The sequence below is a fragment of the Ensifer sp. R-19 genome, assembly GCF_049905105.1.
Lineage (GTDB): Bacteria > Pseudomonadota > Alphaproteobacteria > Rhizobiales > Rhizobiaceae > Ensifer.
The window spans coordinates 1,643,982-1,667,141 of sequence record NZ_CP184569.1 but is presented as its reverse complement, the minus strand read 5'-3'; the positions used below and the strand labels follow the sequence as shown (position 1 = coordinate 1,667,141).

Genomic DNA, 23,160 nt, shown 5'->3' with positions numbered 1-23,160 from the left:
GCCCCGTCTTGCGACGGGGCCGTTTCTTTATCATATGCCAGCGCCGCTTAGCTGAAGCGGCCGGCGGCGTGGGCGAGCATCGTGTAGACCTTGCCGGTATCCGACGTCAGATAGGTCTGGGTGATGCGCTTGTCCGGATCGTTGCGGGCAACATCGGCGAGCAGCTTCTCGAAGTCGGCGATGTAGCGGTCGACGGCGGTGCGGAACTCCGGTTCGCGATCATACTTGCGCTTGATCTCGTCGAAGGTCTGCTGGCCCTTCAGCGTATAGAGGCGACGGGTGAAGACGTCGCGCTCGCCGCGCTGGTAACGGCGCCACAGTTCGACCGAGGCATCGTGATCGATGGCGCGGGCGATGTCGACCGAGAGCGAGTTCAGCGACTCGACGACGTGGCGCGGGTTGCGGCTGTCGCCGGTGCGCGCCGCAGGCTGTGCTTCGGCCGGGCGCTGTGGCGCCGGCGAGGGGGCCTCTTCGCGCGATGCCGCACGCAGCAGATCGCGCATCCAGCCACCACCTTCTGCAACCTCGCTGGTCACCGCCTGCGACGGAGCGGGCTGGCGAACGGCCGGCTGTTCGATGCCGAGGCTGCCGCGCAGCGCCGGGGCCGGTTCCTGCCGGCGCGTCTGCTCGGCTGGCTGCTGCACCACGGGCTGCTGGACTACGGGCTGCTGGGCAACAGGCTGCTGGGCAACAGGCTGGGGCTGGATGACCGGCTGCGGCGCCGGCTGCTGCTGCACCGGACGAGCGACCGGAGCGGCGGCAGGCTGCTGACGCAGCGGCTGGGCGACCTCGAGCTGCGTCGAGGACTTGCCGATGATGTCGGACAGTTCCTGCAGCGCCTTGATCTGTTCGCCGACGGCGCGACGCATGACCGCCGCATTTTCCTTGGCCTCTTCCGGCAGGTCAAAGGCACCGCGCTTCAGTTCTTCGCGGGTCATATCGAGTTCCTTGCGGATCTCGCCGGCAGAGCGACGGATTTCGTCGGTCGCACCGCTGAAGCGGCCGATAGCCTCGTCGATCGCAACGCGAACCGCGTCGCGCAGTTGCCCTGCGACGCCGTCAGACTTCTTGCCGCTTTCGGCGAGCATGCGCTCGATGTCGGACACCGAGGCTGCGACGCTGCCGCGCAGACGCGAGGCGACTTCCTTGGAGCGTTCCTCGGCGTTGGCAAATGCGCCTTCGATCGATGCACCGGCATCTTCGCCGACCTTGGCGATCGCCTGGCGCAGCGCTTCGGAGGCGCCGAGCGCACGGCCCTCGACCGAGGAGAGCGTCTTGTTGACGTCGGCAAACGAGGTCTCGACGCCGGAGCGGAGCGTGTCGGCGATCTGGCGCGAGCGCTCCTCGGCTCGGCTGAAGACCTGCTCGACCGAGGCGCCTGCTTCGTCGCCGGCCTGGGCCAGCGTGTTTCGCATCGCTTCGGCTGCTTCGGCTGCGCGCTGTTCGGCGCTGGTCAGCAGGCGGCCAACATCCGAGAAGGACTGCTGGATGCCGCTGCGCAGGTTGCCGGCGACAAGGCCCGAGCGTTCTTCGGCCCGCTGGAAGGCGCCATCGACGAAGCCTTCGAGCGCACGCATCGTCCGTTCGATCTCTTCCGAGCGCTGAACGAGCCCGACCGACAGGGTGCGCAATGCATCCTGGCGTTCTTCGAGCGTGCTGACGAGGTTCGACTGGGCGGCGCCGAGCAGGTCGGACGCCTGGCCGAGCACCTTCGAATGGTCCTCGAAGCGGCCGACGATGCCGCCGATCTTCGACAGGGTGGAGGCGGAAATGTCGGACAGCTTGTCGACCTTGCCTTCGATGAGGCGGGTCGAGGTCGAGAGCATGTCGGAGGCCTGACGGGTCGATTCCGACACGCGGGCTATCGTCGATTCCAGACGCTGGTCCATTTCGCCGAGGTTGTTGCTTGCCTGGTCGATGACCGTGGCGATCGCAGCGTTGTTGTTGGCGAGCTGGTCGATCAGGCCCATGGCGGTCGACTGCAGACGGTTCTCGACCATCTTCATCGCCTTCGCCGTTTCCTCGGCGCGGTGCGAGATCGCGTTCAGCGTTTCACCCGTGCGCTCGGCAATGGCGTTGACCAGGGCTGCATTTTCCGCGCGCAGGCGATCGGCGCTTTCCTGGGTCACGGCGGCGATGCGTTCGGCGGCCTCGCGGCCGGTTGCCGCATATTGGTCGATGACCGGGCGGGCCTGTTCGTCGATCAGGCGCGACAGCTCCAGCGAGCGGCCGGCGAGCATCGAGTTGAGCTCGCGGGTGCGGTCGTCGAGCGTGTTGCGGATCGCTTCGCCGCGCGCTTCCAGTGCCTTCTCGGTGTTGGCAAGGCCTTGGTGGATGTTGTCGGCGTGGCTGGCGATCTGGCTGTGCGTGGCAGCAAGCCGTGCCGTCGCCGTATCGGCTGCGTCGGCGATCGACCGGGCAAGATCGGCGTGACGCGCTGCGCTGGCAGCAGCCTTCTGCTCGATCGTATTGGCAAGGTCCGCATGGCGGGCGGCGGTTGCCGCTGCCGTCTGGTCGATCGTGTTGGCGAACTCGGCCTGACGGGCCGCGAGCGCCGAAGCGAAGTCGTCGCCGGCCCTGGAGAGGAGTTCGGCCGAGCGTGCCGCTTCCGCGTCGATCTCCCGGGCAACGTCGCTGACGGCGCCACGAAGGGTGGTGGCGAGGCCAGCAGCCTTGTCCTCAATGCGGATGGCTTCTGCGCCGAGTTCCTGAGCGACATCGCCGACAACGCCGCGAAGTGTGGTGACGAGGCCGGCAGCCTGGTCCTCGATGCGAACGGTTTCTGCATCGAACGCCTGGGCCACGTTGCCGACAGCGCCGCGAAGCGTGGTGACGAGGCCGGCGGCCTGGTCCTCGATGCGGACGGCTTCTGCATCGAACTCCTTGGCCACGTTGCCGACTGCGCCGCGAAGCGTTGTGACGAGGCCGGAAGCCTTGTCCTCGATGCGGACGGTCTCTGCATCGAACTCCTGAGCCACGTCGCCGACTGCGCTGCGCAGATTGCTGACGAGATCGGTGGTCTTGCCTTCGAGGCGGGAGGCTTCCGCGTCCAGATCCTGCGTCGCTTCGCTGACCGCACCACGCAGGCTGCTGACGAGAACGGCGGCCTTGCCTTCGATTGTCCGGTTGACGTTTTCAAGGCCGATGTTGAGGGCACGATCCATGGTGCCGAGACGTTCAGCGATGCGTTCCGCACCAGCCTCGATGGCGCCGGAGATCCGGCTTGCCGCCGTCTCGCTCATGCGATCGATGTCGCCCGCCCGGTCGCCGAGGCTGTCGGCGATGCGCTGGCCGGCGCCGTCGACGACCTCGTTGACGCTGCCGACGCTGTCACGGACGCGTTCTTCAAGCGAGCTGAGGCTGACTTCCAGGCGGAGGCCGGTATCGTCGACCAGGGCGTTGACGTCGTTGACGCTGCCGCGGATGCGGTCCTGCAGGGCGCCGAGGCTGTTTTCGATGAGGGTGCCGGTATCGCCGACAACCGAACCGACGCTGGTGACGCTGCCGCGGATCCGATCTTCCAGCGCACTGAGGCCGCCTTCGACACGGGCAGCGGCATCGTCGACGACGGAGCCGACATTGGCAACGCTGCCACGGATGCGGTTTTCAAGCGCGCCGAGGTTGCTTTCGATGCGGGCGCCGGTGTCGTCGACGACCGTGCCGACATTGCCGACGGTGTTGCGAATGCGATCTTCGAGCACACCGACGCGGGTTTCGATATGCATGCCCGTTTCATCGACGATCGAGCCGATGTTGCCCGCGCTTTCGCGCATGCGCTCCTCAAGGGAGCCAAGGCTCGTCTCGATGCGCAGGCCGGTATCGTCGAGGCGGTCGTTGATGCCGTTGATCGACATGTCGACGCGGTTGGTGAGGCTGTCGGCCGCGAGGCTGATCTGGTTGGCGGTCTCGGCCAGCCGGTCTGCGATGTGCCCCGTCGTCGAACGCATGCGCGTGTCGAGCGTTTCGCCGCTGCGGTCGATGACGCCGGCAAGCGCGGACTGGCGCTCTTCCAGCGACATTTCCAGCATGCTGGCGCTGGTGGCGAGCGTGGTGGCGATAGCGGTCGACTGATCGGCCAGCATGCCTTCGAGCTGATCGCGACCCTGGCCGACAGCGAGATTGATCGCATTGATCCGGTCGTCGAGCGTGGCGCGGATCTGTTCGTGCGTTGACGACAGCGTATCGCGCAGATGCTCGGCGCGGCCGCTCAGCGTCTGCTCGATTTCGGCTGCCTTGCCGGCGAGCGAGGCGGTCGCCTCGGTCGTGCGTGCGGTCAGGGCATCGGCGATGTGAGCGCTGGTCTCGGTCAGCGTGTCGGAAATCTTGCCGACGCGGCCACTGAGATCCTCGGCGATGCGGGCGCTCGTCTGGGTGAGGGTATCGGAGATCAGGCTGACGCGGCCGCCGAGGTTTTCTGCGATCGAGCTGACGCTCTCGGAGAGCTTCTGCTCGATATCGCCGACGCGGTCGGTCATGGTTTCGGCGACGGCCGTTGCGCGGAACGTCAGGCTGTCGGCCACGTCTTCGGCGTGACGGCTCAGCGTGTTGGCCATTTCATTGGCGCGCGACGACATCGTCGAGGTAATGGCGGCGGCGCGTTCGGCGAGGACGCCATCGAGGGCCGACGTCTGGGTCGTGAGCGCTTCGGAGATCGCTTCGCCACGCTCGGACAGAACGCGCTCCAGCCGGTCGGCCGTGCCGCTGACGGCGTTGTCGATCGAGTCCGCGCCCATGGACAGAATGGTCGAAAGGGTGAGCGTGCGCTCGGAGAGCGTGTTGTCCAGGCGGTGCTGGCTGGCAGCGATCGCGCTGGTGATTTCGTCGGTCGAGCCGCTGAGCGTCTGTTCGATGCGGGCATGGGCGGCGTGCAGGCCGTCAACGAAGGCGGCGGTGCGGGTGTCGAGCCCCTCGGTCAGGCGCTGTTCGCTGGTGGTGAGCGCGCTTGCAAGCGCGTCGGCGCGCTGGCCGAAGCCGTTTTCGATGCGCTCCTGCGCCTGGGAGAGGGCGCCCATGAGGCCGCTGGTCTTCTCGGAAAGAACGCTGTCGATGCGGCTGTGCGCATCGCCGACCAGGTTGCCGAGCTCCGAGGTCCGGCTGGTGATCGTTTCCTCGATGAAGTCCTGGGTCGCGCCGAGCGTCGCGGCCAGCGTCAACGACTGGTCGGAGAGGGCGGAGCCGATCTTCTCGATGCTGCTGTCGAGCGCGCTGCCGATCGCTTCCGAGCCGCCGGAGACGGTCTCGTTGATGCGGTGCAGGCTTTCCATGAGCTTGGTGTCGAGCATGCTTGCGCGCTTGTCGAAGGCCGAGGCAAACTCGTGGAAGCGCTCGTCGAAGGCGGTCGCGAGCTGGCCGACGGTGGTCTGCAGCTTTTCTTCGAAGAAGCCGCCGCGCAGGTCAAGATCCATGATCGCATCGTCGGCGCTGGAACGCAGGCTCTGACGGAAGCTTGCGCCTTTCTCGTCGAGCGTGGCGTTGAGCGAGGCGAGGACATGATCGAGGCCGCCGGTGATCGCCTGCTGGCCGACGCTGAGACTTTCATTCAGGTCACGCGTGCGGGCGATCAGCGTCTCGTTGAGCTGGCGTGCGCGGTCGTTCAATGCCGCGTTCAGCCTTTCGGTGCTGGCGTCGAGCGAGGAGGCGCGCGTCTCGAACTGGCTGAGCAGGTCGTCGCCGCGCTTCGTCAGCGTCTCGCTCAACTGGTCGAACCGTGTATCGAATTCGGTGCTGAGGCCAAGGCCGGCCGCCGTCAGGCCGGAAAGCAGCGCATCCGTGCGGGATGACAGCATGGTGCCGATCGACTGCAGGGCGGTGTCCGACTTTTCGCTAAGGGCTGCGGCGCGCGTGTCGATCAGCGAGGCGAAGGCTTCGCCCGAAATCGCGATGCGCGAGGCGATGTCGTCGCTCGCCTGTTCCAGGTCATCCTTCAGCTTGCCGTGGGCGCCAGATATGGCCGAGCGGATACGCTCCGAATGACCAATGATCGCTTCGCGCTCGAGGCCGAGTTCCTGGACCAGCGTGCGGACGCGCAGTTCATTTTCGCTGTAGCTGCGCTCGAGCGCGTTGACTTCGGAATGAACAAGCGTTTCGAGTTCGGTGGCGCGTGCGATGGTGCGCTCGATACCCTCGTTCATCGCCGAGACTTCGCGGCGAACGGCCTGACCGACAGTCATGACGCGATCGGCTGCGGCTGTTTCGGGCTCGGCAAGGCGCAGTGCCACTTCAGCCATGGAGCGGGCGGCGTTGCGCAGTTCCTGCGCACGGGCGATCATGATGGCGAAGGAGAAGAAAAGCATGACCGGCAGCAGGATGCCGATTGCAACGCCAATGGCGCCGGGCGTCGCAGCCAGATCGCTCAGGGAGCGGATCTGCCAGATCTGCGGGCCATAGAGCAGGTTGGCAATGCCGAGGCCGGCGATGGCCCACATGATCGACACCAGCGCGGCAACCCGGATCGCGGCGCGATTGGAGCGCACGTCGAGTGCGCGCAGCATCGCAGCCGGCGAACGGCGGCCATCGTCGTTGGCGGCGGAAAGGGAAGGGGATTTGGGCGCAGGTTCCGGGGCGAGCGTCTTGGCCGCTTCGGCAGCACGCGCAGCGCGGGATGGCTCCGGTTGAGACTTTGCTCTTTTATTCTGATCGGGCGCGGGCGCCTGATTGCCGGGCTGAGACACATTTTCCTCCGGATCATCCAAGGAAGTCTTGTCGTTCGGGCTCGAGTTAAGCTCGTCGAAATCGATCGTCAGGGCCGCTTCCAAAGCCTGGAAGGCCTTCTCGTCGATTGACTCATTGCTCTTTTTCGTCGCCATAGGGATACGCCTCATTACCTTTTGCCAGCGACAAAGCTGCCAGCGATCGCGCACAACGGGCGGGCCGGCTCCTTCCTCGCGGGCTGTGACGGCAAGATACGCGCATCGGATCTACGCAATACCCTACTGATCACACACTGCATTGCCTCGACGGATAGTCACATTTGTGGCCGAAAGGGACCACGAGTTGAGCTTATCCACCGGAACGGTTGCCATTTTCGTACGCAGGCAAGTTCCTAAGCGTATCGTAGTGACACATTAGCTGGGTTCTTACAATTATGAGCGCTCGGGCTTGATTAAAATCCTAATGAAATCTTAATGCGATAGCGGTGCCAAAGCCAGAAAATACAAGGAAATCAGACGGTTTAACAGCCGTTAACCATTTCCCCAGATTCCTGCCCATATTGCGCCCCGATTTAAGCTGATAGCAGCCCGCACCCGCAAAGGATGTGTATCTGAGTTTGCGCGTGTAGGTGTGGGCAATATGGCGACACCGAAAACAAGACCAACATGCAATAAACAATAGGGAATTTGGCTCATGGCGGCCCTCAGGATTGCCTTCGAAGCTCCGGACACCCCGGGAAACTCTGCAGCGACCGGCAAGAAGCCGATCGACTTCGCCCACCTTGCGGCACAGACGATGGGTGACAAGGCACTTGAAATAGAAGTGCTGCAACTCTTCGCGCGCCAGGCGCGCCAGGTCATGAAAGAGATCGTCGAGGGAGAGAGCACGCTTCGCGCTCAGGCTGCCCATCGGCTGAAGGGCGCTGCACTTGCAGTCGGCGCCGTCGATGTTGCCAGCATTGCCGGCGCGATCGAGCAGGACCCGGCAGACGCCTCGCTCTCCGACACGCTTTCGGCCGCTGTGCTGGAGGCCGAGCTCTTCATATTGAAGCTCAGCCGCTAAATCGCGGCCCGACGTCGCCGGAGACGGCCAACGCTCTCCCGGCGTCCCACATTTCAAGATAGCGGCCTCGCGCCTGCTGCGCGCGAGGCACCCGGCGATTGCCGTTGTTGACTGGCCGGCGGATTTGTTGGAAGAACTTCCACTGAATTTGCGCCCGAGCGGCGTGCGTTCTGAACAGGCTTTGCGCCTTGCCAGTCCCAGCAGTTCATTCCGGAAAGAGACATGACAAAACTTACGATCGTTGCCTTTGATGGCGCGCGCCATGAACTTGATGTCGAAAACGGCTCGACGGTCATGGAAAATGCCGTTCGCAATTCGGTTCCCGGCATCGAAGCCGAATGCGGCGGAGCCTGCGCCTGTGCGACCTGTCATGTCTATGTCGACGACGCCTGGTCGGCTGTCGTTGGCGCTCCGGAAGCCATGGAAGAAGACATGCTGGACTTTGCCTACGATGTCCGGCCGACGTCGCGGCTTTCCTGTCAGATCAAGATGAGCGACGCACTCGACGGTCTCGTCGTGCATGTGCCGGAGCGTCAGGCCTAAAGCGCGCCGCGATCTTTTTTGTTTCGCTCCTCGCGCTTTCTCATGTCGTTGGCGCAAAACCGCTGCGCAGTTTTGCGCGACATGTCTTAGCCCTCCGCGCCGTACTGCGGCGCCTTGCCAATTTGTAGCTGACGCACAAAAAAAGCGCCTCGCCAGTCGTTGGACAAGCGAGGCGAGGAGGGCGCATCGCTGACAGATGAGGGAGGGGACATCTGCAGCACCAAGACACGCCAGGAGAACCCACGTTGGCCTCGCTGTTCAGTTTCTTCTTTTTAATATTGAACAACGCCGCCTAAACTAAAGTAACGGCAACATTTAAGCTCTTCGCAAAACTACTGCGCCGCGCTTAACCCGCTCATTCGGCGGAGGCTAGTCTTTATCCCGGCCCCTCGCTCCATGGTTTCAATATAGATGAGTCGGCGGCAGCCAGCCATCGTTATATTTCACCAATAAAATACTGTGGGTATTGCCGCTGAAATCGCGGCGAGCCCGACTATAGTCAGGCTCTTCTTCAGGGTATGGGCGCCGCTACCTATTGTTGCACTTTCTTCAGCGCTTCGAGCCGGTATTGCAAAAGCCGGATCATGCGCTTGTCGAAATTGGCGGCTTCGGTGCGATCAAAGCGCGCCTGATCCTTGTCGTGCGCTTCGATTGCCGTGATGCTGACCCGCGCGACGCTTGCCTGCATGCGTTCGCAATCCGCTTCCGGCTTCAGGGCGAGGAACATCTTTTCCATGCGGCGGGCGTGGTTGCGGGCAATTTCGGCGTGCCGCTCCTCATGGCGCTTGATGTCGCTCGAGAGTGTGTCCCAGACCAGAGCCAGGTCACGACCGGCCTGACGGCGGTATTTCCAGCGCGGCAGAATGATGCGGGTGCTGAGCGTTACGCGCGCCGAGCCGACCGCGCAGCGGCCGCCACGGTTGACGTAGGTGATGGAGCCGCCGAACTTTATCCGGGTGGCGCCCGGGTGGCGCGCGCCGGTGGATTTCATCATCGGGCCGCCGGCAGAAAGCGCCTTGTCGAGTTCCTCCGCAGTCCGTCCACCGATCGTGAAATAGGAAAAGCTCTTGTTGATCACGGTTTCGCCCGACGCAGCGCTCAAGGGGGCGGCGACCAGGAGAGCGAGGAGGGCGGCTTTGAACGGGACGAGTACTCGGGACATCAATGCGTGGTTCTCTTCAGTTGAACTTCGATCAAGCTTGGGGCATAGCCACGACCGGCGCAACAGCAAATCGAGGGCTCTCGGCCGAATGCGGATCGTGAGGGAAAATGACTTACAATCCATTTCAGAAAATTAGCTGGAAGCTGGCGCATGGGCGCAGCCTGGAACTCGGGCCGCGTGGCGTTTTGATGGCGATCGTCAATGTTACCCCGGATTCTTTTTCCGATGGCGGACGTTTCATCGATGCTGTTGCAGCGGCAGCGCAGGGCGTGCGGTGCCTTGAGGAGGGCGCATTGATCCTCGATATCGGCGGTGAATCGACCCGGCCGGATGCGGCGACAGTGAGCGCCGAGGAGGAGCAGGCGCGCATCCTGCCGGTGATCTCCGCGCTCAGCCGCGACACCGATGCGTTGATCTCGGTCGATACCTACAGGGCCTCGACGGCTCGGCTGGCGGTCGAGGCAGGCGCGCACATCGTCAATGACGTGCACGGCCTGCAGCGCGAGCCGGATATCGCGACCGTTGCCGCGGATACCGGAGCAGGGCTCTGCATCATGCATACGGGCCGCGACCGGCAAAAGCTCGCCGACGTGATCGACGATCAGTTCCATTTCCTCGAACGGTCCCTCGAAATTGCCGAAGCCGCTGGTGTCACGAGCGACCATATCGTCTTGGATCCGGGCTTCGGCTTTGCCAAGGATACGGATGAAAACCTCGAACTCATGGCGCGATTTGCCGAGTTGCACCGTTTCGAGCTTCCGTTCCTGGTCGGAACGTCCCGGAAGCGCTTCGTTGGGGCGGTGAGCGGCCGCGAGGCGGGCGACAGGGATGTGGCGACGGCGGCGACCACCGCGCTGCTGCGTGCTGCCGGCGCCTCGATTTTCCGCGTACACGATGTCGCAAACAGCAGGGATGCGCTGGCCATGGCCGATGCTATGCTCAAGGCCAGGGCGGAATGAGGAAAAGCGCGTGCGGCTCTTTTCCCGCATCCGACTGCAACTGACCAGAATCGATCACGTGATGAATTAGGTCGGCCTGACCCAATATCAGCGTGATCCCAAAAAAGCCGACGGGACGGAGAAGCATGAGCCCGACTTACACAATCACTCTCAAGAACTGTGCCTTCTTCGCGCGCCATGGCGTCTTCGACGAAGAAGAGCTCCTCGGGCAGCGCTTTTTTGTGGATGCCGAGCTCGAAGTCGAGCAGGGAACGGCGCTCGTCGATGATTCGATCGAAGACACCGTCCACTACGGTATTGCCTTTCAGGAGATCGAGCGCATCGTCACGGGGCGCCGCCGCTATCTGATCGAGGCGCTGGCGCTGGAAGTCGCCAAGACTCTCTGCGTGCGGTTTCCGCAGATCAAGCGCGCCAAGGTCTCGATCCGCAAGCCGAACGCGCCCGTGCCCGGCGTGCTCGACTATGTCGAAGTGACGGTCGAGCATGTCGTCTGAGGCGGGCTGGCGGGTCGCTACACTCGGCCTCGGCGGCAACCTCGGCGATCCGCGCAGGGCCATGGCCGAGGCGCTGCGGGCTCTCGATGCGCGCGACGACTGCGTCGTCGAGGCCGTGTCGCGGCTTTATCGCACACCGCCGTGGGGAAAGACCGATCAGGCCTGGTTCTTCAACGCCTGCGCTCAGGTCAGGACGACTTTGAAGCCCGAGGCTTTGCTCGATACGTGTCTCGACATCGAACGTTCGATGAAGCGGGTGCGTGACGAGCGCTGGGGACCGCGCACGCTGGATATCGACGTTCTGACCTATGAAGCGGTGGCCCAGGCTGAAACACGGCTGGAACTGCCGCACCCGAGAATGACGGACCGGGGTTTCGTGCTGATGCCGCTTGCCGACATCGCCGCCGACTTGCCGGTGCGCGGACGCACGGTCGGCGACTGGTTGGGTGGGGCGGACGTGGCAGGCATCGAGGTTGCCGATGGCGATATGACCTGGTGGCGCGCAGACACCTGACCGATCCCATCAAGTCGACGAGACCTTTTTAAAACGATAAAGCCCCGGCAAATACTGCCGGGGCTTTATTGTTTGACTGTGCTTTGGAGTTACTTGATCGAGCCGACGGCAATCGCATCGAGCTGGCGGTTGAGGCTGACGCCGATGACCGGCACCATCGTCTCCTCGACCTTGACCGAAATGGTGATGTTCATTGTCTGATCGTCCTGAAGGCGGGCGATCATGGCGCCGTTCAGCTTCTTGCGGTTGATGCCGACGACGACCTTGTCCTTGGCGACATTGCCGGAAACGACATCGAGACCCTTGCCTTCGGCGCCGTCGAGGAACTTGCCGCTGTAGCTGTTGCCCTTGCGGGTGATCACCGCCGACATAGGCTGCTTGAACACGCCGACGCGGCAGAAGCCGTCGAGCTTAATGCCCGTGTCGTCACCGGCAACCGGTTCGCCGGAGAGATCGCAGGTGAACTTGGTGCCCTTGTATTTGCCGGCGACGATCTCGCCCGGGCCTTTCCACTGGCCGGCAACCTTCTCGAAGAAGGCCTTGTCCTTGGCGCCGGAAAGGGCTGGCGTCGCAACGCCGACGGTAGCCGCAAGCGCGATGGCGGCTGTGCCGCGAGCGATCAAAGAGGGGCGCGAGAACATAAACGATCCTTGATGGGTCAACGTCCGAAACTGGAAGCCACATTTGCGCGAAAATGGTTAACGGACGGTTTCCGGGCACCTGATGTTGCGGCTTCTTTGTGGCCGTTGGAGCGATTGCTCACAGGGTTTGCGGCGTGTCGGATTGACCGGACGGAAGTGCTCTCGCGGGCGCAGCGGACGCGCGTGAAACTTGTCCCGACCGCCCTACGTATAGTCATGGGAAACGGGAGATTTCCCATGAACACGACGGAATATGATCCCCAGACGATCACGACACGCGCGCAGGCAAGACTGACGATCCGGCGGCACCGACTTGTCACGCGTCTTACCCATTGGGCGTGGGCGGTGGCCCTGTTCTTGCTGCTGCTCAGCGGCCTGCAAATCTTCAACGCGCATCCGGCGCTCTATATTGGCCAGCAATCCGGCTTCGCTTTCGACAACGGCGTCTTTTCAATCCAGCCGAGTCGCGACCGGAATGGCGAGGTCCGGGGTATAACGACCGTGTTGGGGCGAAACTTCGATACCACCGGCGTCCTCGGCGTCAGCGGGGCCAAGCAGGTACGCGCCTACAGGGCCTTTCCCGCCTGGCTGACTGTGCCATCTTACCAGGACCTTGCTACGGGACGGGTCGTGCATTTCTTCTTCGCCTGGGTCTTTGCGACGGTCTACGCCATCTGGTTCATGGCAAGCGTGATCAATGGGCACCTGAGGCGCGATATCCTTCCCGGCTGGGGCGATATCCGCGCGTTGCCGCACACCTTGACCGAGCACATTCGCTTTCACTTCGACCACGATGGGCGCTACAACAGCTTGCAGAAACTCTCCTACGCGCTTGTTCTCCTGTTGTTTTTCCCGCTGATGATCCTGACGGGCCTGACGATGTCACCTGGCATGAACGCTGCCTGGCCGTGGCTGCTCGACCTCTTCGGCGGGAGGCAGACGGCCCGCACGATCCACTTCGTCGTTATGCTCCTTCTCGTCGGGTTCTTCGTCGTGCACCTGTTCATGGTGTTTGCCGCCGGGCCGATCAACGAGATGCGGTCGATGATTACCGGCCGCTACCGTCTCGACGATCGACACAAGGGAGGGAATGCGAGATGACGCGCTTGTTCGTCAGTCGCCGTCGTTTCATGGGCATCGCCGGGGTGGCTGCATCCACCGTTCCGCTTGCCGGCTGCGATATGCTCGATGGGTTGCTTGCGGGCGACGATCCGGTGCGTGGCTTTCTCGCATCGGCCAACACACTGACCTACCGGTTGCAGCGACTTTTGATCCCCGTGGATCGGCTCGCACCGGAGTTCTCGGAAAGCGAGATCCGTCAGGGGCAGCGGCCGAACGGCTCGACGGACCCGACCGACCCGGCTTATCTCGCGCTGAAGGACGCGGAGTTTGCTGCCTATCGGCTCAATGTCTCGGGGCTAGTGGAGCGACCGATGCAACTGACGCTCGACGAACTCCGCAACATGCCGTCACGCACGCAGATCACACGGCATGACTGCGTCGAAGGTTGGAGTTGCGTCGCCAAGTGGACGGGCGTGCCGCTGGCCCGCGTGCTGGATGAGGCAGGCGTGAAGAGCGACGCACGTTACGTTGTCTTCCATTGCTTCGACAGCATGTCGCTCGGGCTTGCGGGCTCGGCAGCCTACTATGAATCGATCGACATGATCGACGCCCGCCATCCGCAGACGATCCTGGCCTATGGCCTGAACGGCTCTGCGCTGCCGGTCGCCAACGGCGCGCCGTTGCGCGTGCGCATCGAGCGCCAGCTCGGCTACAAGATGGCGAAGTACATCCGGGCGATCGAAGTCGTCTCCGATCTCTCGACGATTGGCGGAGGACGCGGCGGCTATTGGGAAGATCTCGGCTACGACTGGTATGCCGGTATCTAGAGCGCCGCGCGTTCAGATGAACGCACTAAGGTCGCCCTGGCACTTTGTTTCTGGAGCATCTTTCCGCTTTCACGTGATTCGACTTGAAAGCGGGATGCTCCAGTGTCAACCGAACATGCCCTATTTCTCGCCGCCTTCGCTGCCGGCGCGCCCGGCACCCGGACTTAAGTCGGCCAGAAAATCGCCGATACCCGGGCGTTTCAAGGCGCGGAACGGCATCGGACGGCAAAGGTCCATGGCCGCGATGCCGATGCGCGCTGTCATCAGGCCGTTGATCACGCCTTCGCCAAGACGCGCCGAGAGCTTCGAGGCGAGGCCGTGGCCAAGCACCTGCTGGATGAGGCTGTCGCCGGCGGCGATCGAGCCGGTGACGGCAAGGTGGGCGATGACGTCGCGCATGAGCCGCAGCAGACCGAGCGTGCCGGGGCGGCCGCCGTAGAGTTCGGCCATGGCGCGGATCAGGCGAGCGGATTCGTAAAGCACATAGCCGAGGTCGACCAAGGCACGCGGGCTGACGGCTGTGACGATCGATACGCGCTTCGAGGCGGCAAGAATGAGGCGGCGGGCCTCGCGGTCGAGCGGGCTCAGGAGTTCGCGTTCGGTGAGTTCGATCAGATGCGGCCCATCGATGATCTCGCCCTCGGTTTCCTTCAGCCGCGTGCGGCCGCGTGCCGTTCGTGGATTGCTGGCCAGCAGATGGACTAGCTTCGTCTGCGCCGACCGCGCGCGCTTGGTGTTGCCCGAGGTCGCTGCAGCCTCCGTTTCCGATTTCAGCTTCTGGATGGCGGTAAGCTGCATCATCCCGGAGAGCTCGCGGGCAACGACGATCAGCAGCGCCAGCAGTCCGATCGCGACGACGGCAAGGGCGGTGTAACCGAGCCAATCGGCGCGGGTGAAGAGATCGCGCAGCAGGCGGTCGACCCAAAGGCCGGCGGCCAGCGAGAGAATGATGCCGAGAGCGCCGATCGCGATCTTGCCGACCGACAGGCGACGCTTGCGCGGGCTTGCTTCCGGCAACGCGAGCGCCTCGACCGCCAGCGTGGTCTCGCGGAACGGATCTTCCGCATCCGGCGTCAGCACCACATTGTCATCGAAGCTCGCGGGCGAACGCGGGACGCGCGACTGTGGGGCGGCCTGGACAGGCTTCTCCTCTCCAACCGAAAAGGCGCCGGGTCGGCGGCTGCGGCCGTTACTATCGTCACTCATGCGAGCCGGTCTCCGAACAGAAATTGCATGGCTCGGTCGAGACGGATATGCGGTACCGACAGTTTTAAGCCGCCGCCGGTTTCTTCGAGATGCGGCGGGCGGAAGCGGACGAAGCTGAGCTCTGGCCGAGGGTGGGCGCTTTCGACGAAGGTCGTTCCGCCCGACTGCATCTCGATCGCCTTGAAGAGCACTTCAGGATCTTCCGGCAAGTCACCGGGAAATATTGCGGTTTTCTTCTCGCCGTCAAAGATTTCGCCGTTGATCTCCTCGCCGGCGATCGGGGTGCCGACGATCACCGGCAGCGCATGGCCGTCGTGGTTGACGGTCGCTTCGCGGGTCGCCCTGACGGATGCAAGCGCCATGACCTCGAGGCCGGCGCCGCTCATGCCGATGCTCTGCGCGGCGCGATCGACCAGGCGCGCGGCGATGCGCTCCAACCGGTCGTGGCTTTCGTGATGCAGATGATCCGCCTTCGTCGCGGCGATCAGCACCTTGTCGATCCGGCGTGTCAGGAAGGAGGAGAGCCAGCTGTTGGTTCCCGGGCGGAAGCAGGCGAGCACGTCGGCAAGCGCCTGCTCGAGATCGAGCAGCGCTTCCGGACCGTTGTTGATCGCCTGAAGCGCATCGACCAGTACGATCTGGCGGTCGAGCCGTGCGAAGTGTTCGCGAAAGAACGGGCTCACCACATGCTTCTTGTAGGCCTCGTAGCGCCGCTCCATCATCGCCCAGAGCGAACCTTTCGGTGCGCGGCCATCCGGGAGATCGGGAAGCGGCGAGAAGGTGAGTGCCGGTGACCCCTCGAGATCGCCCGGCATCAGGAAGCGGCCAGGCGGGAGGGTCGAAGGAGAGCGTTCGTCCGCCTTGCAGGCCCTCAGATAGCCCGTGAAACTTTCGGCAAGCCTGCGGGCGCTCGCCTCGTCGGCAACGGCCGTCGGTCCGGCCGAAGCGGCCAGCGTCAGCCACTCCGCCGAAAAGGTGCTCCGGCTGGCGGCATGGGCGCGTGCCACGGCGTTGTTGCTGAACGCGCGGAAATCCTGTGCCAGCAGGGGCAGATCGAGCAACCACTCACCGGGGTAATCGACGATATCGAGCGACAGGCGGCCGGGAGAGAACAGCCGGTTCCAGCCGCTGGCACTCTCATAGTCGATCGTGATGCGCAGTTGCGAAATGGCGCGGGTCGAATCCGGCCAGATGCGATCGCGCACCAGGGCAGCGATGTGGTCCTCGTATTGGAAGCGCGGTACGGCATCGTCCGGCTGCGGTTGAAGCCTGACCTTCGAGACCCGCCCGGAACGCACCGGCTCGAACACCGGCAGGCGTCCGCCGTTCAGGAGATTGTGCACCAGCGACGAGATGAAAACCGTCTTGCCGGAGCGCGACAGGCCGGTGACACCGAGGCGGATGGAGGGATTGACGAGGCCGGAAGCTCGGTCGGTCAGATTGTCGAGCGCAATCAGGGCGTCGTCTTTGAAGCTGGTCAGGTTGGGCGCCAAATCTTGCTCTTTCTTGCGGCGTAGTTCCGTGGGGCGTTCTGCTGGCGTCGTCCGGCAGAACTGTCGCACGCAGGCAGCCACCGCGATATAGGCAATATTTCCCCGGTCGCAACGAGGACCCGGCAATTCTTCTATTGGTTGGGCAGCAGGATCGAGACCAATGTCGCGACCGCTGCGCCATCTTTCGGCGCGACGGCGGGCAGGTCGAGGATCGAAAGCCCCGCCGGCGGATAACCGTAGGCAAACGCCTCACGCGCGGCGTCGTCTCCGACCAGCCGGTGAAGCAATTGCTCGATCATCGGGTTGTGCCCGACCAGCATCAGCGAATTCAGATGCCGATGGGCGTCGATGAGGTCGAAGTAGACCGTTGCCGGTCCCGAATAGAGTGCATCGATGTAACGAATATCGAGACTTTCGCTGACGGTGCGAAAGAACGGTTCGGCGGTTTCGCGGCAGCGCACGGCGGTGGAACAGAGGATGCGCTCGGGGCGGATGCCGCGGTCGACAGCCATCTGCGCGAGCCGTTCCGCATCGACATAACCGACCTCGTCCAGCGCCCGGTCGAAGTCGCGTTGCCCGGGCAACGCCCAGCCGGAACGCGCGTGCCGCAGAAGGTAAAGGCGAAGGGCCTTGGGGGCGCTGTCTTGCATCGAGCGGTTTCCGGTGGCTGCCTGTCGCTTGTGGCGGCAGGGTCGAATGGTGTTGTCCGGGCACAGCTTGCGCGTCGCCCGGCAGACCTCCACTTTTTCCCTCGGGAACCGCAAAGATCAAGCTGCCGGCTGCTTTTTTCCGGGGATCGGCAAGCTGCTGCGCTTTGCCGCGGTCGCGATCAGGCGATCCAATGACGCAAACACATCAGTCTCACTTTTCAGCGAGGACGGCCGGACGCAGCGGTACGTACAAGCAGGAATTCAAGTTCCAATGTGTAATTTTGATGAAATATTCGTCAGTTAGCCTGAATCGCGAGCAATATTAAAATACGGTTGAGTGCCTGTTCCGAGGCTTGAATCGAGGCTTCCATAGGTCTATACAGCGCCGCAATGAGATGTTCTTCAGGAGAATCGCGTTGAGTGAGAAGATCGATCTTAGTACCTTCGTCCTGTCCGAGGACGATGAATTCATGAATGCCAACCACCGGGCGTATTTCCGGGCCAAGTTGAATGCTTGGAAAAATGACATCCTTCGTGAGGCACGCGAGACACTGGATCACTTGGCAGAGGAGAGCGCCAATCATCCCGATCTCGCAGACAGGGCTTCTTCCGAAACGGATCGGGCAATTGAGCTCAGAGCCCGGGACCGTCAGCGCAAGCTGATCTCCAAGATCGACGCGGCGCTGCAACGGCTCGATGAAGGCACCTACGGCTACTGCGAAGAGACCGGTGAGCCAATCGGCCTGAAGCGGCTGGACGCACGGCCAATCGCAACCCTGTCGATCGAGGCGCAAGAGCGTCACGAGCGTCGGGAAAAGGTCTACCGGGACGAATAGGATATCCGACTATCGGAACTGTCTGAAAAAAGGCGCGGCTCAAACCGCGCCTTTTTCTTTTGGACCGATTGCTTACCAAGGGTGGACCGCTTCGCGATGCCCAGCGGCGTCACCCGCGAGGGGAAGCTATGGCTTCCGGCCGGCGGAGATATCGGCCAGCATACGGTTCATTTCTTCTTCGATGGTCGGCTCCTTGCGGCCGCCTTCGGCGCCGGGGGCGCCAAGCGTCGGCTCCTGACGGCCGGATGGCGCCAGGGAGCGGCTCTCCGGTGCCACCATGTTCGTGGAGGCAACGGTGCCTGGGTTCGGTACCGTGGCCGGGCCAAGACGCTGCAGGTCGCCGCTGATCTCCGCATCGAGCAGGCGCTCGAAATCCGTGAGGGCAGTGGCCGGCGCCGGCTGGGGCTGCTGGATGGTGGGGGCCGGGCGCTGCAACTGCACGGGTTGTACGGGGATTGGCTGCGCCTGGACTTGCTGGACCGCCGGTGCGGACCTGTTTATGGCGATTTCGAAGTTCGACTGGGGCGCCGAAGCGGCCGTGACAGCCGGGATTTCCGGAGCCTGCTGCACGGACGGACGGACAGGCGGACGTTGTTCGGCCGCAAGGACGGGTGCGGCGACCGGGCGCTGCTCCACGACAACGCGCGGCGGCGCGGCCGGCTCGATACGGGTGACCGGTTGTTCCCCCGGTTGGGCAACGGGGCGGACCGGCGTTACGGCGGCGACGGTTTCAGCTTCAAACGAAGGTGCGGCTTGTTGCGGAAGCTCTCGCGTTGCCGGCCGGCTGTCCACTGCCAGCGGTTCCGCTACCTTGCGCTCCGCGACGGCCGCACGCTCCTCGGGCGCACCGATCCGGCTCTCGATGACGATATCCGTCGGGCCGCCGATCATGATCAGATGCTCGACATCATCGCGGCGCACGAGCACCAGGCGGCGACGGGTGTCGACGGCAGCGGCATCGAGCACGGCAAGGCGCGGCTGGCGGTTCTTGCCGCCGCGAATGAAGGGCGAGGAGGGGCGATTGCGCATGATCCAGAGCACGGCCACGAGGCAGAGAAGTCCGATCGCGACGGCTGCGGCGGCGATGACGAACCGGCTGCCATTGTCTGCGATGATCGTTTCCATCATAGGCTGAACTCCTTCTGCCTTTCGAGTGCCAGTATTTGACGGCTTTTTTCGGGCCCGGACAAGGACTTCGCCGACATTCCCTGTGAATTGGCTGCAATGCTTCCGCAGAGGTGCTTTTTGCTGTTATCTCTGATTGTTAAAGATGATTCTTGTCCGAATGATCGAGGGCCTATCGGGAATGACCGATTTCGCCCGGCGGATTACGCGGATACCGGCCGGAAGTGCCGGCCCGCGCGCGCGGTGCCGGCCGCATAAGAGGATCCGATGACGAAATTGCGGCAGTCAGGCGACTACCAGATGCCGGTTGTTGACCGTGGCGTCAGGCCAGGCACCGTGCTGCGGATCGTTCTGCTCGCGATCGTCCTCACCGTGTCAGCCATCGCCTTCGTGATCTTCAAGAACGAGATGGAAAACGAGATCGTTCTCGGCATCCTCGGCGTTCTTGCCATGGTCGGCATCTTCTTCCTCGTCTCCTCCGTCATCGGCTTCATCGAGGTCATGCCGCAGTCGCGCCCGGACGAACTGGCGCGCGCCTTTCTCGATGCCCATGAGGACGGCACGATCGTCACCGACCGCAAGGGCCGGATCATCTACGCCAACGCCGCCTATGGCGCGCTGACGGGTGCCAAGAGCGCCGCCGGCATCCAGTCGCTGGAAACCATCCTATCGCGCAATCGCGAGGCGACGGAAGCGATCTATCGGCTGACGAACGGTCTACACGAGGGCAAGCAGGGGCATGAGGAATTCCGCCTGCTGAAGCCGCTCGCGACCAGCACCTCCAGCGGCTCCGGCGCCCATTGGTTCCGGCTGAAGGCGCGGGTGCTGCCGCTCGAAGACAGCGAGCGCAATCCGCTTTATCTCTGGCAGATTGCCGACATTACGGCGGAGCGCGACGACCAGGAGCGCTTCTTCAAGGAACTGCAGAACGCGATCGACTATCTCGACCACGCGCCGGCCGGCTTCTTCTCTGCCGGGCGCAAGGGCGAGATCTTCTACATTAATGCCACGCTCGCCGATTGGCTCGGCATCGACCTGACCAAGTTCCAGCCGGGGTCGATCAGCATCGGCGACCTGGTGGCCGGCGAGGGGCTGACGCTGGTTCAGGCCGTGCAGGCGGAGCCTGGCCTGAAGAAAACCAAGATGCTCGACCTCGATCTGCGCAAGCTGAACGGCCAGAGCCTGCCGGTGCGCATGATCCACCGGGTCTCCTCGACGCGCGACGGGGCACCCGGCGAAAGCCGCACCATCGTCATGTCGCGCGAAGGCGGCGAGGACAACGAGCAATCGGCGTCGAGCGCGGCAATGCGCTTTACCCGCTTCTTCAACAATACGCCGATGGCGATCGCCTCCGTCGATGGCAATGGCCGGATTCTGCGCACCAACGCGCCGTTCCTGAAGCTCTTCTCCGGCCTCGTCTCGCAGGACGACGTCGAGCGCGGGGCGCTGATCGAAGCCGTGGTGCACGAAACCGAAAAGGGCCGACTGCACGAGGCGTTGGCGGCAGCCAAGGACCGGCAGGGTGACATCGCGCCGATCGATGCGCTGCACCCGAAGGATGGCGAGCGCCACTTCCGCTTCTATATCAACGCCGTGATCGACCAGAGCGATCAGTCGCCAGAGGAAGCGGCAATCATCCATGCGCTTGAAATCACCGAGCAGAAGGCGCTCGAGAACCAGATGGCGCAGACCCAGAAGATGAACGCCGTGGGCACGCTCGCCGGCGGCATCGCGCACGACTTCAACAACGTGCTGACGGCGATCCTGCTGTCGTCCGACCACCTGCTTCTGTCGGCCCGTACGGCAGATCCGAGCTTTGCCGATCTCATGGAGATCAAGCGCAACGCCAACCGCGCTGCGGTGCTTGTGCGCCAATTGCTCGCTTTCTCGCGCAAGCAGACGATGCGGCCGACGGTGCTCAATATGACGGATGTGATCGGCGACCTGCGCATGCTGGTCGACCGCATGACCGGAACCAACGTCAAGGTCGAGGTGGACTACGGCCGCGATCTTTGGCCGGTCAAGACCGATCTCGGCCAGTTCGAACAGGTGCTGCTGAACCTGGCGGTCAATGCCCGCGACGCAATGCCCGAGGGCGGCACGATCACGCTTCGGACGCGCAACCTGCCCGCTGCCGAGGTTGCGTCCTTCGGACGACGCGAGTTGCCGGACGACGATTTCGTGATGGTCGAGGTCGCCGACCAGGGGACCGGCATCCCGCCGGAGATCCTCGACAAGATTTTCGAACCGTTCTTCACCACCAAGGAAGTCGGCAAGGGCACTGGTCTCGGCCTGTCGATGGTCTATGGCATCGTCAAGCAGTCGGGCGGTTACATCTATCCGGAATCGGAAGTCGGCAAGGGCACCACCTTCCGCATCCTGCTGCCGCGCCACATCGAGGTGCCGGTAGTGGCCGAAGAGACCAATCTGGCGGCGACAACAACGGCGGAGGCGGCTCCGGCGCGGGTAGCGCAGGCGATTGCAGCACCGGCGGCAAAGACCGAGGAGCCGGCCGATCTCACCGGGGATTCAGCCGTCGTCCTGCTTGTCGAGGATGAGGAGGCGGTACGCCGCGGCGGCAAGCGCATGCTGGAAACGCGCGGCTACACAGTCTACGAGGCGGGCTCCGGCGTCGAGGCGCTCGATATCATGGACGAGCTCGACGGTGCGGTCGATATCGTCGTTTCGGACGTGGTGATGCCGGAGATGGACGGACCGACGCTGCTGACCGAGCTGCGCAAAAAGTACCCGGACCTGAAGTTCATCTTCGTTTCCGGCTATGCCGAAGACGCCTTTGCCCGCAACCTGCCGGCCGACGCGAAGTTCGGCTTCCTGCCGAAGCCGTTCTCGCTGAAGCAGCTCGCAGTCTCCGTGCGCGAAATGCTCGACTCCTAGATCAGCGATCTGACACTGAAATCATCAGCCGGTGGAAGTCGGACATGAAAAAGCCCGGCGCTTGCGTGCCGGGCTTTTTCGTCTGTTATCCTATAGGAATTACTTGGCGTTGAGCGCGACCGCGATCTCGCCGGCAAGGCGCGCATTGTTCTCGACCAGCGCGATGTTGGTCTCGAGGCTGCGGCCTTCGGTCATGTGGAAGAGATTGTCGAGCAGGTAAGGCGTGACGGCCTTGCCGGTGATCTCGTCGCTCTCGGCATTGTCGAGCGCGCGGGTGATGTAGATTTCCATCTCTTCGCGCGGGATTTCGCTTTCTTCCGGCACCGGATTGGCTACCAGCATGCCGCCGTCGACGCCGAGCAGTTCGCGCATGTTCTGGAAGTTGGCGATCGCCGCCGGGCTGTTCAGCATCAGCGGGCTCTTGAGGCCGCTGTCGCGCGACCAGAAGGCCGGGAAGACTTCGCTGTCGTAGGTGACGACAGGGACACCGCGGGTTTCGAGCACTTCGAGCGTCTTCGGAATGTCGAGGATCGCCTTGGCGCCGGCGCAGACGACGATGACGCCGGTGCGGGCAAGTTCGTCGAGGTCGGCGGAGACGTCGAAGCTGAGTTCGGCGCCGCGGTGCACGCCACCGATGCCGCCGGTCGCAAAGACGCGAATGCCGGCGCGGGCAGCGGCAATCATCGTCGCGGCAACGGTCGTTGCGCCCGTGCGGCGCTCGGCGATCGCGAACGCGAGGTCGGCGCGCGAGACCTTCATCGCACCTTCCGTCTTCGCCAACTCCTCGAGCTTGGCGTCATCAAGGCCGATATGCAGCACGCCATGGATGACGGCGATCGTTGCCGGCACGGCACCCTGTTCGCGGATGATCGCTTCGACGCTGCGGGCCATGTTCAGATTGCCGGGATAGGGCATGCCATGGGTGATGATGGTCGATTCCAGCGCCACGATCGGCGCGCCACGCGCCTTGGCGGCTGCGACCTCGTCGGAATATGCCATCGGCAGGGAGGGAGAAGCGGGTTTGGTCATGGTCTTTCCTT

At 63.5% G+C, this 23,160-nt stretch carries 17 protein-coding genes; 9 read left to right on the top strand and 8 right to left on the bottom strand.

What is annotated here, in order from left to right; translation table 11 throughout:
• Nucleotides 1-47 precede the first annotated feature (47 nt).
• The gene (locus ACN9MO_RS08100; protein ID WP_425987055.1) at nucleotides 48-6,806 is read right to left on the bottom strand and encodes a kinesin; all 6,759 of its coding nucleotides are present in this window, start codon (nucleotides 6,804-6,806) and stop codon (nucleotides 48-50) included.
• A gap of 538 nt (nucleotides 6,807-7,344) precedes the next feature.
• Between ACN9MO_RS08100 and ACN9MO_RS08095 the strand changes: the two genes are divergently transcribed.
• Both ACN9MO_RS08095 and ACN9MO_RS08090 read left to right on the top strand, forming a co-directional pair.
• Complete coding sequence (locus ACN9MO_RS08095) at nucleotides 7,345-7,713, top strand: Hpt domain-containing protein (RefSeq protein ID WP_057248904.1); 369 nt, start codon at nucleotides 7,345-7,347, stop codon at nucleotides 7,711-7,713.
• Between the two features lie 222 nt (nucleotides 7,714-7,935).
• On the top strand, nucleotides 7,936-8,256 hold the full coding sequence (locus ACN9MO_RS08090; protein ID WP_057248905.1) for a 2Fe-2S iron-sulfur cluster-binding protein: 321 nt from the start codon (nucleotides 7,936-7,938) through the stop codon (nucleotides 8,254-8,256).
• Between the two features lie 532 nt (nucleotides 8,257-8,788).
• Here the strand turns inward: ACN9MO_RS08090 and ACN9MO_RS08085 are convergent.
• The gene (locus tag ACN9MO_RS08085) at nucleotides 8,789-9,418 is read right to left on the bottom strand and encodes a DUF922 domain-containing Zn-dependent protease (protein WP_057248906.1); all 630 of its coding nucleotides are present in this window, start codon (nucleotides 9,416-9,418) and stop codon (nucleotides 8,789-8,791) included.
• Between the two features lie 107 nt (nucleotides 9,419-9,525).
• Between ACN9MO_RS08085 and folP the strand changes: the two genes are divergently transcribed.
• The 3 genes from folP to folK all read left to right on the top strand — a co-directional run bounded on the left by folP (nucleotide 9,526) and on the right by folK (nucleotide 11,385).
• A complete protein-coding gene (gene folP, locus ACN9MO_RS08080) occupies nucleotides 9,526-10,377 on the top strand; it encodes a dihydropteroate synthase (RefSeq protein ID WP_057248907.1) in 852 nt (283 codons plus the stop codon).
• 125 nt (nucleotides 10,378-10,502) lie between these two features.
• Entirely contained in the window at nucleotides 10,503-10,871 is a 369-nt protein-coding gene (gene folB / locus ACN9MO_RS08075; protein ID WP_057248908.1) for a dihydroneopterin aldolase, read from the top strand.
• Nucleotides 10,861-11,385 (top strand): 2-amino-4-hydroxy-6-hydroxymethyldihydropteridine diphosphokinase, encoded by a 525-nt coding sequence (gene folK, locus ACN9MO_RS08070; RefSeq protein ID WP_057248909.1) that lies wholly within the window; start codon nucleotides 10,861-10,863, stop codon nucleotides 11,383-11,385. Before folB ends, folK begins: the two co-directional genes overlap by 11 nt.
• 89 nt (nucleotides 11,386-11,474) lie before the next feature.
• Here folK and ACN9MO_RS08065 read toward each other — a convergent pair whose 3' ends face one another.
• Entirely contained in the window at nucleotides 11,475-12,026 is a 552-nt protein-coding gene (locus ACN9MO_RS08065) for a hypothetical protein (protein WP_057248910.1), read from the bottom strand.
• Nucleotides 12,027-12,263: 237 nt separating this feature from the next.
• On the opposite strand from ACN9MO_RS08065, the gene ACN9MO_RS08060 reads away from it, so the two are divergent.
• Together ACN9MO_RS08060 and ACN9MO_RS08055 are read left to right on the top strand one after the other, a co-directional pair.
• Nucleotides 12,264-13,127: a cytochrome b/b6 domain-containing protein gene (locus tag ACN9MO_RS08060; protein WP_057248911.1), complete on the top strand. Its 864-nt coding sequence runs from the start codon at nucleotides 12,264-12,266 to the stop codon at nucleotides 13,125-13,127.
• On the top strand, nucleotides 13,124-13,915 hold the full coding sequence (locus ACN9MO_RS08055; protein ID WP_057248912.1) for a molybdopterin-binding protein: 792 nt from the start codon (nucleotides 13,124-13,126) through the stop codon (nucleotides 13,913-13,915). Before ACN9MO_RS08060 ends, ACN9MO_RS08055 begins: the two co-directional genes overlap by 4 nt.
• A 120-nt stretch (nucleotides 13,916-14,035) precedes the next feature.
• Here the strand turns inward: ACN9MO_RS08055 and ACN9MO_RS08050 are convergent, their stop codons facing one another.
• The 3 genes from ACN9MO_RS08050 to ACN9MO_RS08040 form a co-directional block, all read right to left on the bottom strand.
• Nucleotides 14,036-15,121 carry a YcjF family protein gene (locus ACN9MO_RS08050; protein WP_057248913.1) on the bottom strand — a complete coding sequence of 362 codons (1,086 nt, stop codon included), beginning with the start codon at nucleotides 15,119-15,121 and terminating at the stop codon, nucleotides 14,036-14,038.
• Nucleotides 15,118-16,614 (bottom strand): YcjX family protein, encoded by a 1,497-nt coding sequence (locus tag ACN9MO_RS08045; RefSeq protein WP_057248914.1) that lies wholly within the window; start codon nucleotides 16,612-16,614, stop codon nucleotides 15,118-15,120. The genes ACN9MO_RS08050 and ACN9MO_RS08045 overlap by 4 nt, the downstream gene beginning before the upstream one ends.
• 131 nt (nucleotides 16,615-16,745) lie before the next feature.
• Nucleotides 16,746-17,264, bottom strand: a complete 519-nt coding sequence (locus ACN9MO_RS08040; RefSeq protein ID WP_057248915.1) for a SixA phosphatase family protein — start codon at nucleotides 17,262-17,264, stop codon at nucleotides 16,746-16,748.
• Nucleotides 17,265-17,680: 416 nt separating this feature from the next.
• Here ACN9MO_RS08040 and dksA point away from each other — a divergent pair, with 416 nt between their 5' ends.
• The gene (gene dksA, locus ACN9MO_RS08035) at nucleotides 17,681-18,100 is read left to right on the top strand and encodes an RNA polymerase-binding protein DksA (RefSeq protein ID WP_034794589.1); all 420 of its coding nucleotides are present in this window, start codon (nucleotides 17,681-17,683) and stop codon (nucleotides 18,098-18,100) included.
• A gap of 126 nt (nucleotides 18,101-18,226) precedes the next feature.
• On the opposite strand, the gene ACN9MO_RS08030 is transcribed toward dksA, so the two are convergent.
• Nucleotides 18,227-19,228, bottom strand: coding sequence for a flagellar biosynthetic protein FliO (locus ACN9MO_RS08030; protein ID WP_057248917.1), 1,002 nt, complete (start codon nucleotides 19,226-19,228; stop codon nucleotides 18,227-18,229).
• A 264-nt stretch (nucleotides 19,229-19,492) separates the two neighbouring features.
• Between ACN9MO_RS08030 and cckA the strand changes: the two genes are divergently transcribed.
• Entirely contained in the window at nucleotides 19,493-22,120 is a 2,628-nt protein-coding gene (cckA, locus tag ACN9MO_RS08025) for a cell cycle histidine kinase CckA (RefSeq protein WP_057248918.1), read from the top strand.
• A 99-nt stretch (nucleotides 22,121-22,219) separates the two neighbouring features.
• Here the strand turns inward: cckA and ACN9MO_RS08020 are convergent, their stop codons facing one another.
• The gene (locus ACN9MO_RS08020) at nucleotides 22,220-23,149 is read right to left on the bottom strand and encodes a pseudouridine-5'-phosphate glycosidase (protein WP_057248919.1); all 930 of its coding nucleotides are present in this window, start codon (nucleotides 23,147-23,149) and stop codon (nucleotides 22,220-22,222) included.
• Nucleotides 23,150-23,160: the final 11 nt, after the last annotated feature.

What these genes read in the sequence shown, in the direction of transcription:
- ACN9MO_RS08100 (WP_425987055.1), bottom strand. Translation starts at nt 6,806, where the DNA reads ATGGCGACGAAAAAGAGCAATGAGTCAATCGACGAGAAGGCCTTCCAG.
- ACN9MO_RS08095 (WP_057248904.1), top strand. Translation starts at nt 7,345, where the DNA reads ATGGCGGCCCTCAGGATTGCCTTCGAAGCTCCGGACACCCCGGGAAAC.
- ACN9MO_RS08090 (WP_057248905.1), top strand. Translation starts at nt 7,936, where the DNA reads ATGACAAAACTTACGATCGTTGCCTTTGATGGCGCGCGCCATGAACTT.
- ACN9MO_RS08085 (WP_057248906.1), bottom strand. Translation starts at nt 9,418, where the DNA reads ATGTCCCGAGTACTCGTCCCGTTCAAAGCCGCCCTCCTCGCTCTCCTG.
- folP (WP_057248907.1), top strand. Translation starts at nt 9,526, where the DNA reads ATGACTTACAATCCATTTCAGAAAATTAGCTGGAAGCTGGCGCATGGG.
- folB (WP_057248908.1), top strand. Translation starts at nt 10,503, where the DNA reads ATGAGCCCGACTTACACAATCACTCTCAAGAACTGTGCCTTCTTCGCG.
- folK (WP_057248909.1), top strand. Translation starts at nt 10,861, where the DNA reads ATGTCGTCTGAGGCGGGCTGGCGGGTCGCTACACTCGGCCTCGGCGGC.
- ACN9MO_RS08065 (WP_057248910.1), bottom strand. Translation starts at nt 12,026, where the DNA reads ATGTTCTCGCGCCCCTCTTTGATCGCTCGCGGCACAGCCGCCATCGCG.
- ACN9MO_RS08060 (WP_057248911.1), top strand. Translation starts at nt 12,264, where the DNA reads ATGAACACGACGGAATATGATCCCCAGACGATCACGACACGCGCGCAG.
- ACN9MO_RS08055 (WP_057248912.1), top strand. Translation starts at nt 13,124, where the DNA reads ATGACGCGCTTGTTCGTCAGTCGCCGTCGTTTCATGGGCATCGCCGGG.
- ACN9MO_RS08050 (WP_057248913.1), bottom strand. Translation starts at nt 15,121, where the DNA reads ATGAGTGACGATAGTAACGGCCGCAGCCGCCGACCCGGCGCCTTTTCG.
- ACN9MO_RS08040 (WP_057248915.1), bottom strand. Translation starts at nt 17,264, where the DNA reads ATGCAAGACAGCGCCCCCAAGGCCCTTCGCCTTTACCTTCTGCGGCAC.
- ACN9MO_RS08030 (WP_057248917.1), bottom strand. Translation starts at nt 19,228, where the DNA reads ATGATGGAAACGATCATCGCAGACAATGGCAGCCGGTTCGTCATCGCC.
- cckA (WP_057248918.1), top strand. Translation starts at nt 19,493, where the DNA reads ATGACGAAATTGCGGCAGTCAGGCGACTACCAGATGCCGGTTGTTGAC.
- ACN9MO_RS08020 (WP_057248919.1), bottom strand. Translation starts at nt 23,149, where the DNA reads ATGACCAAACCCGCTTCTCCCTCCCTGCCGATGGCATATTCCGACGAG.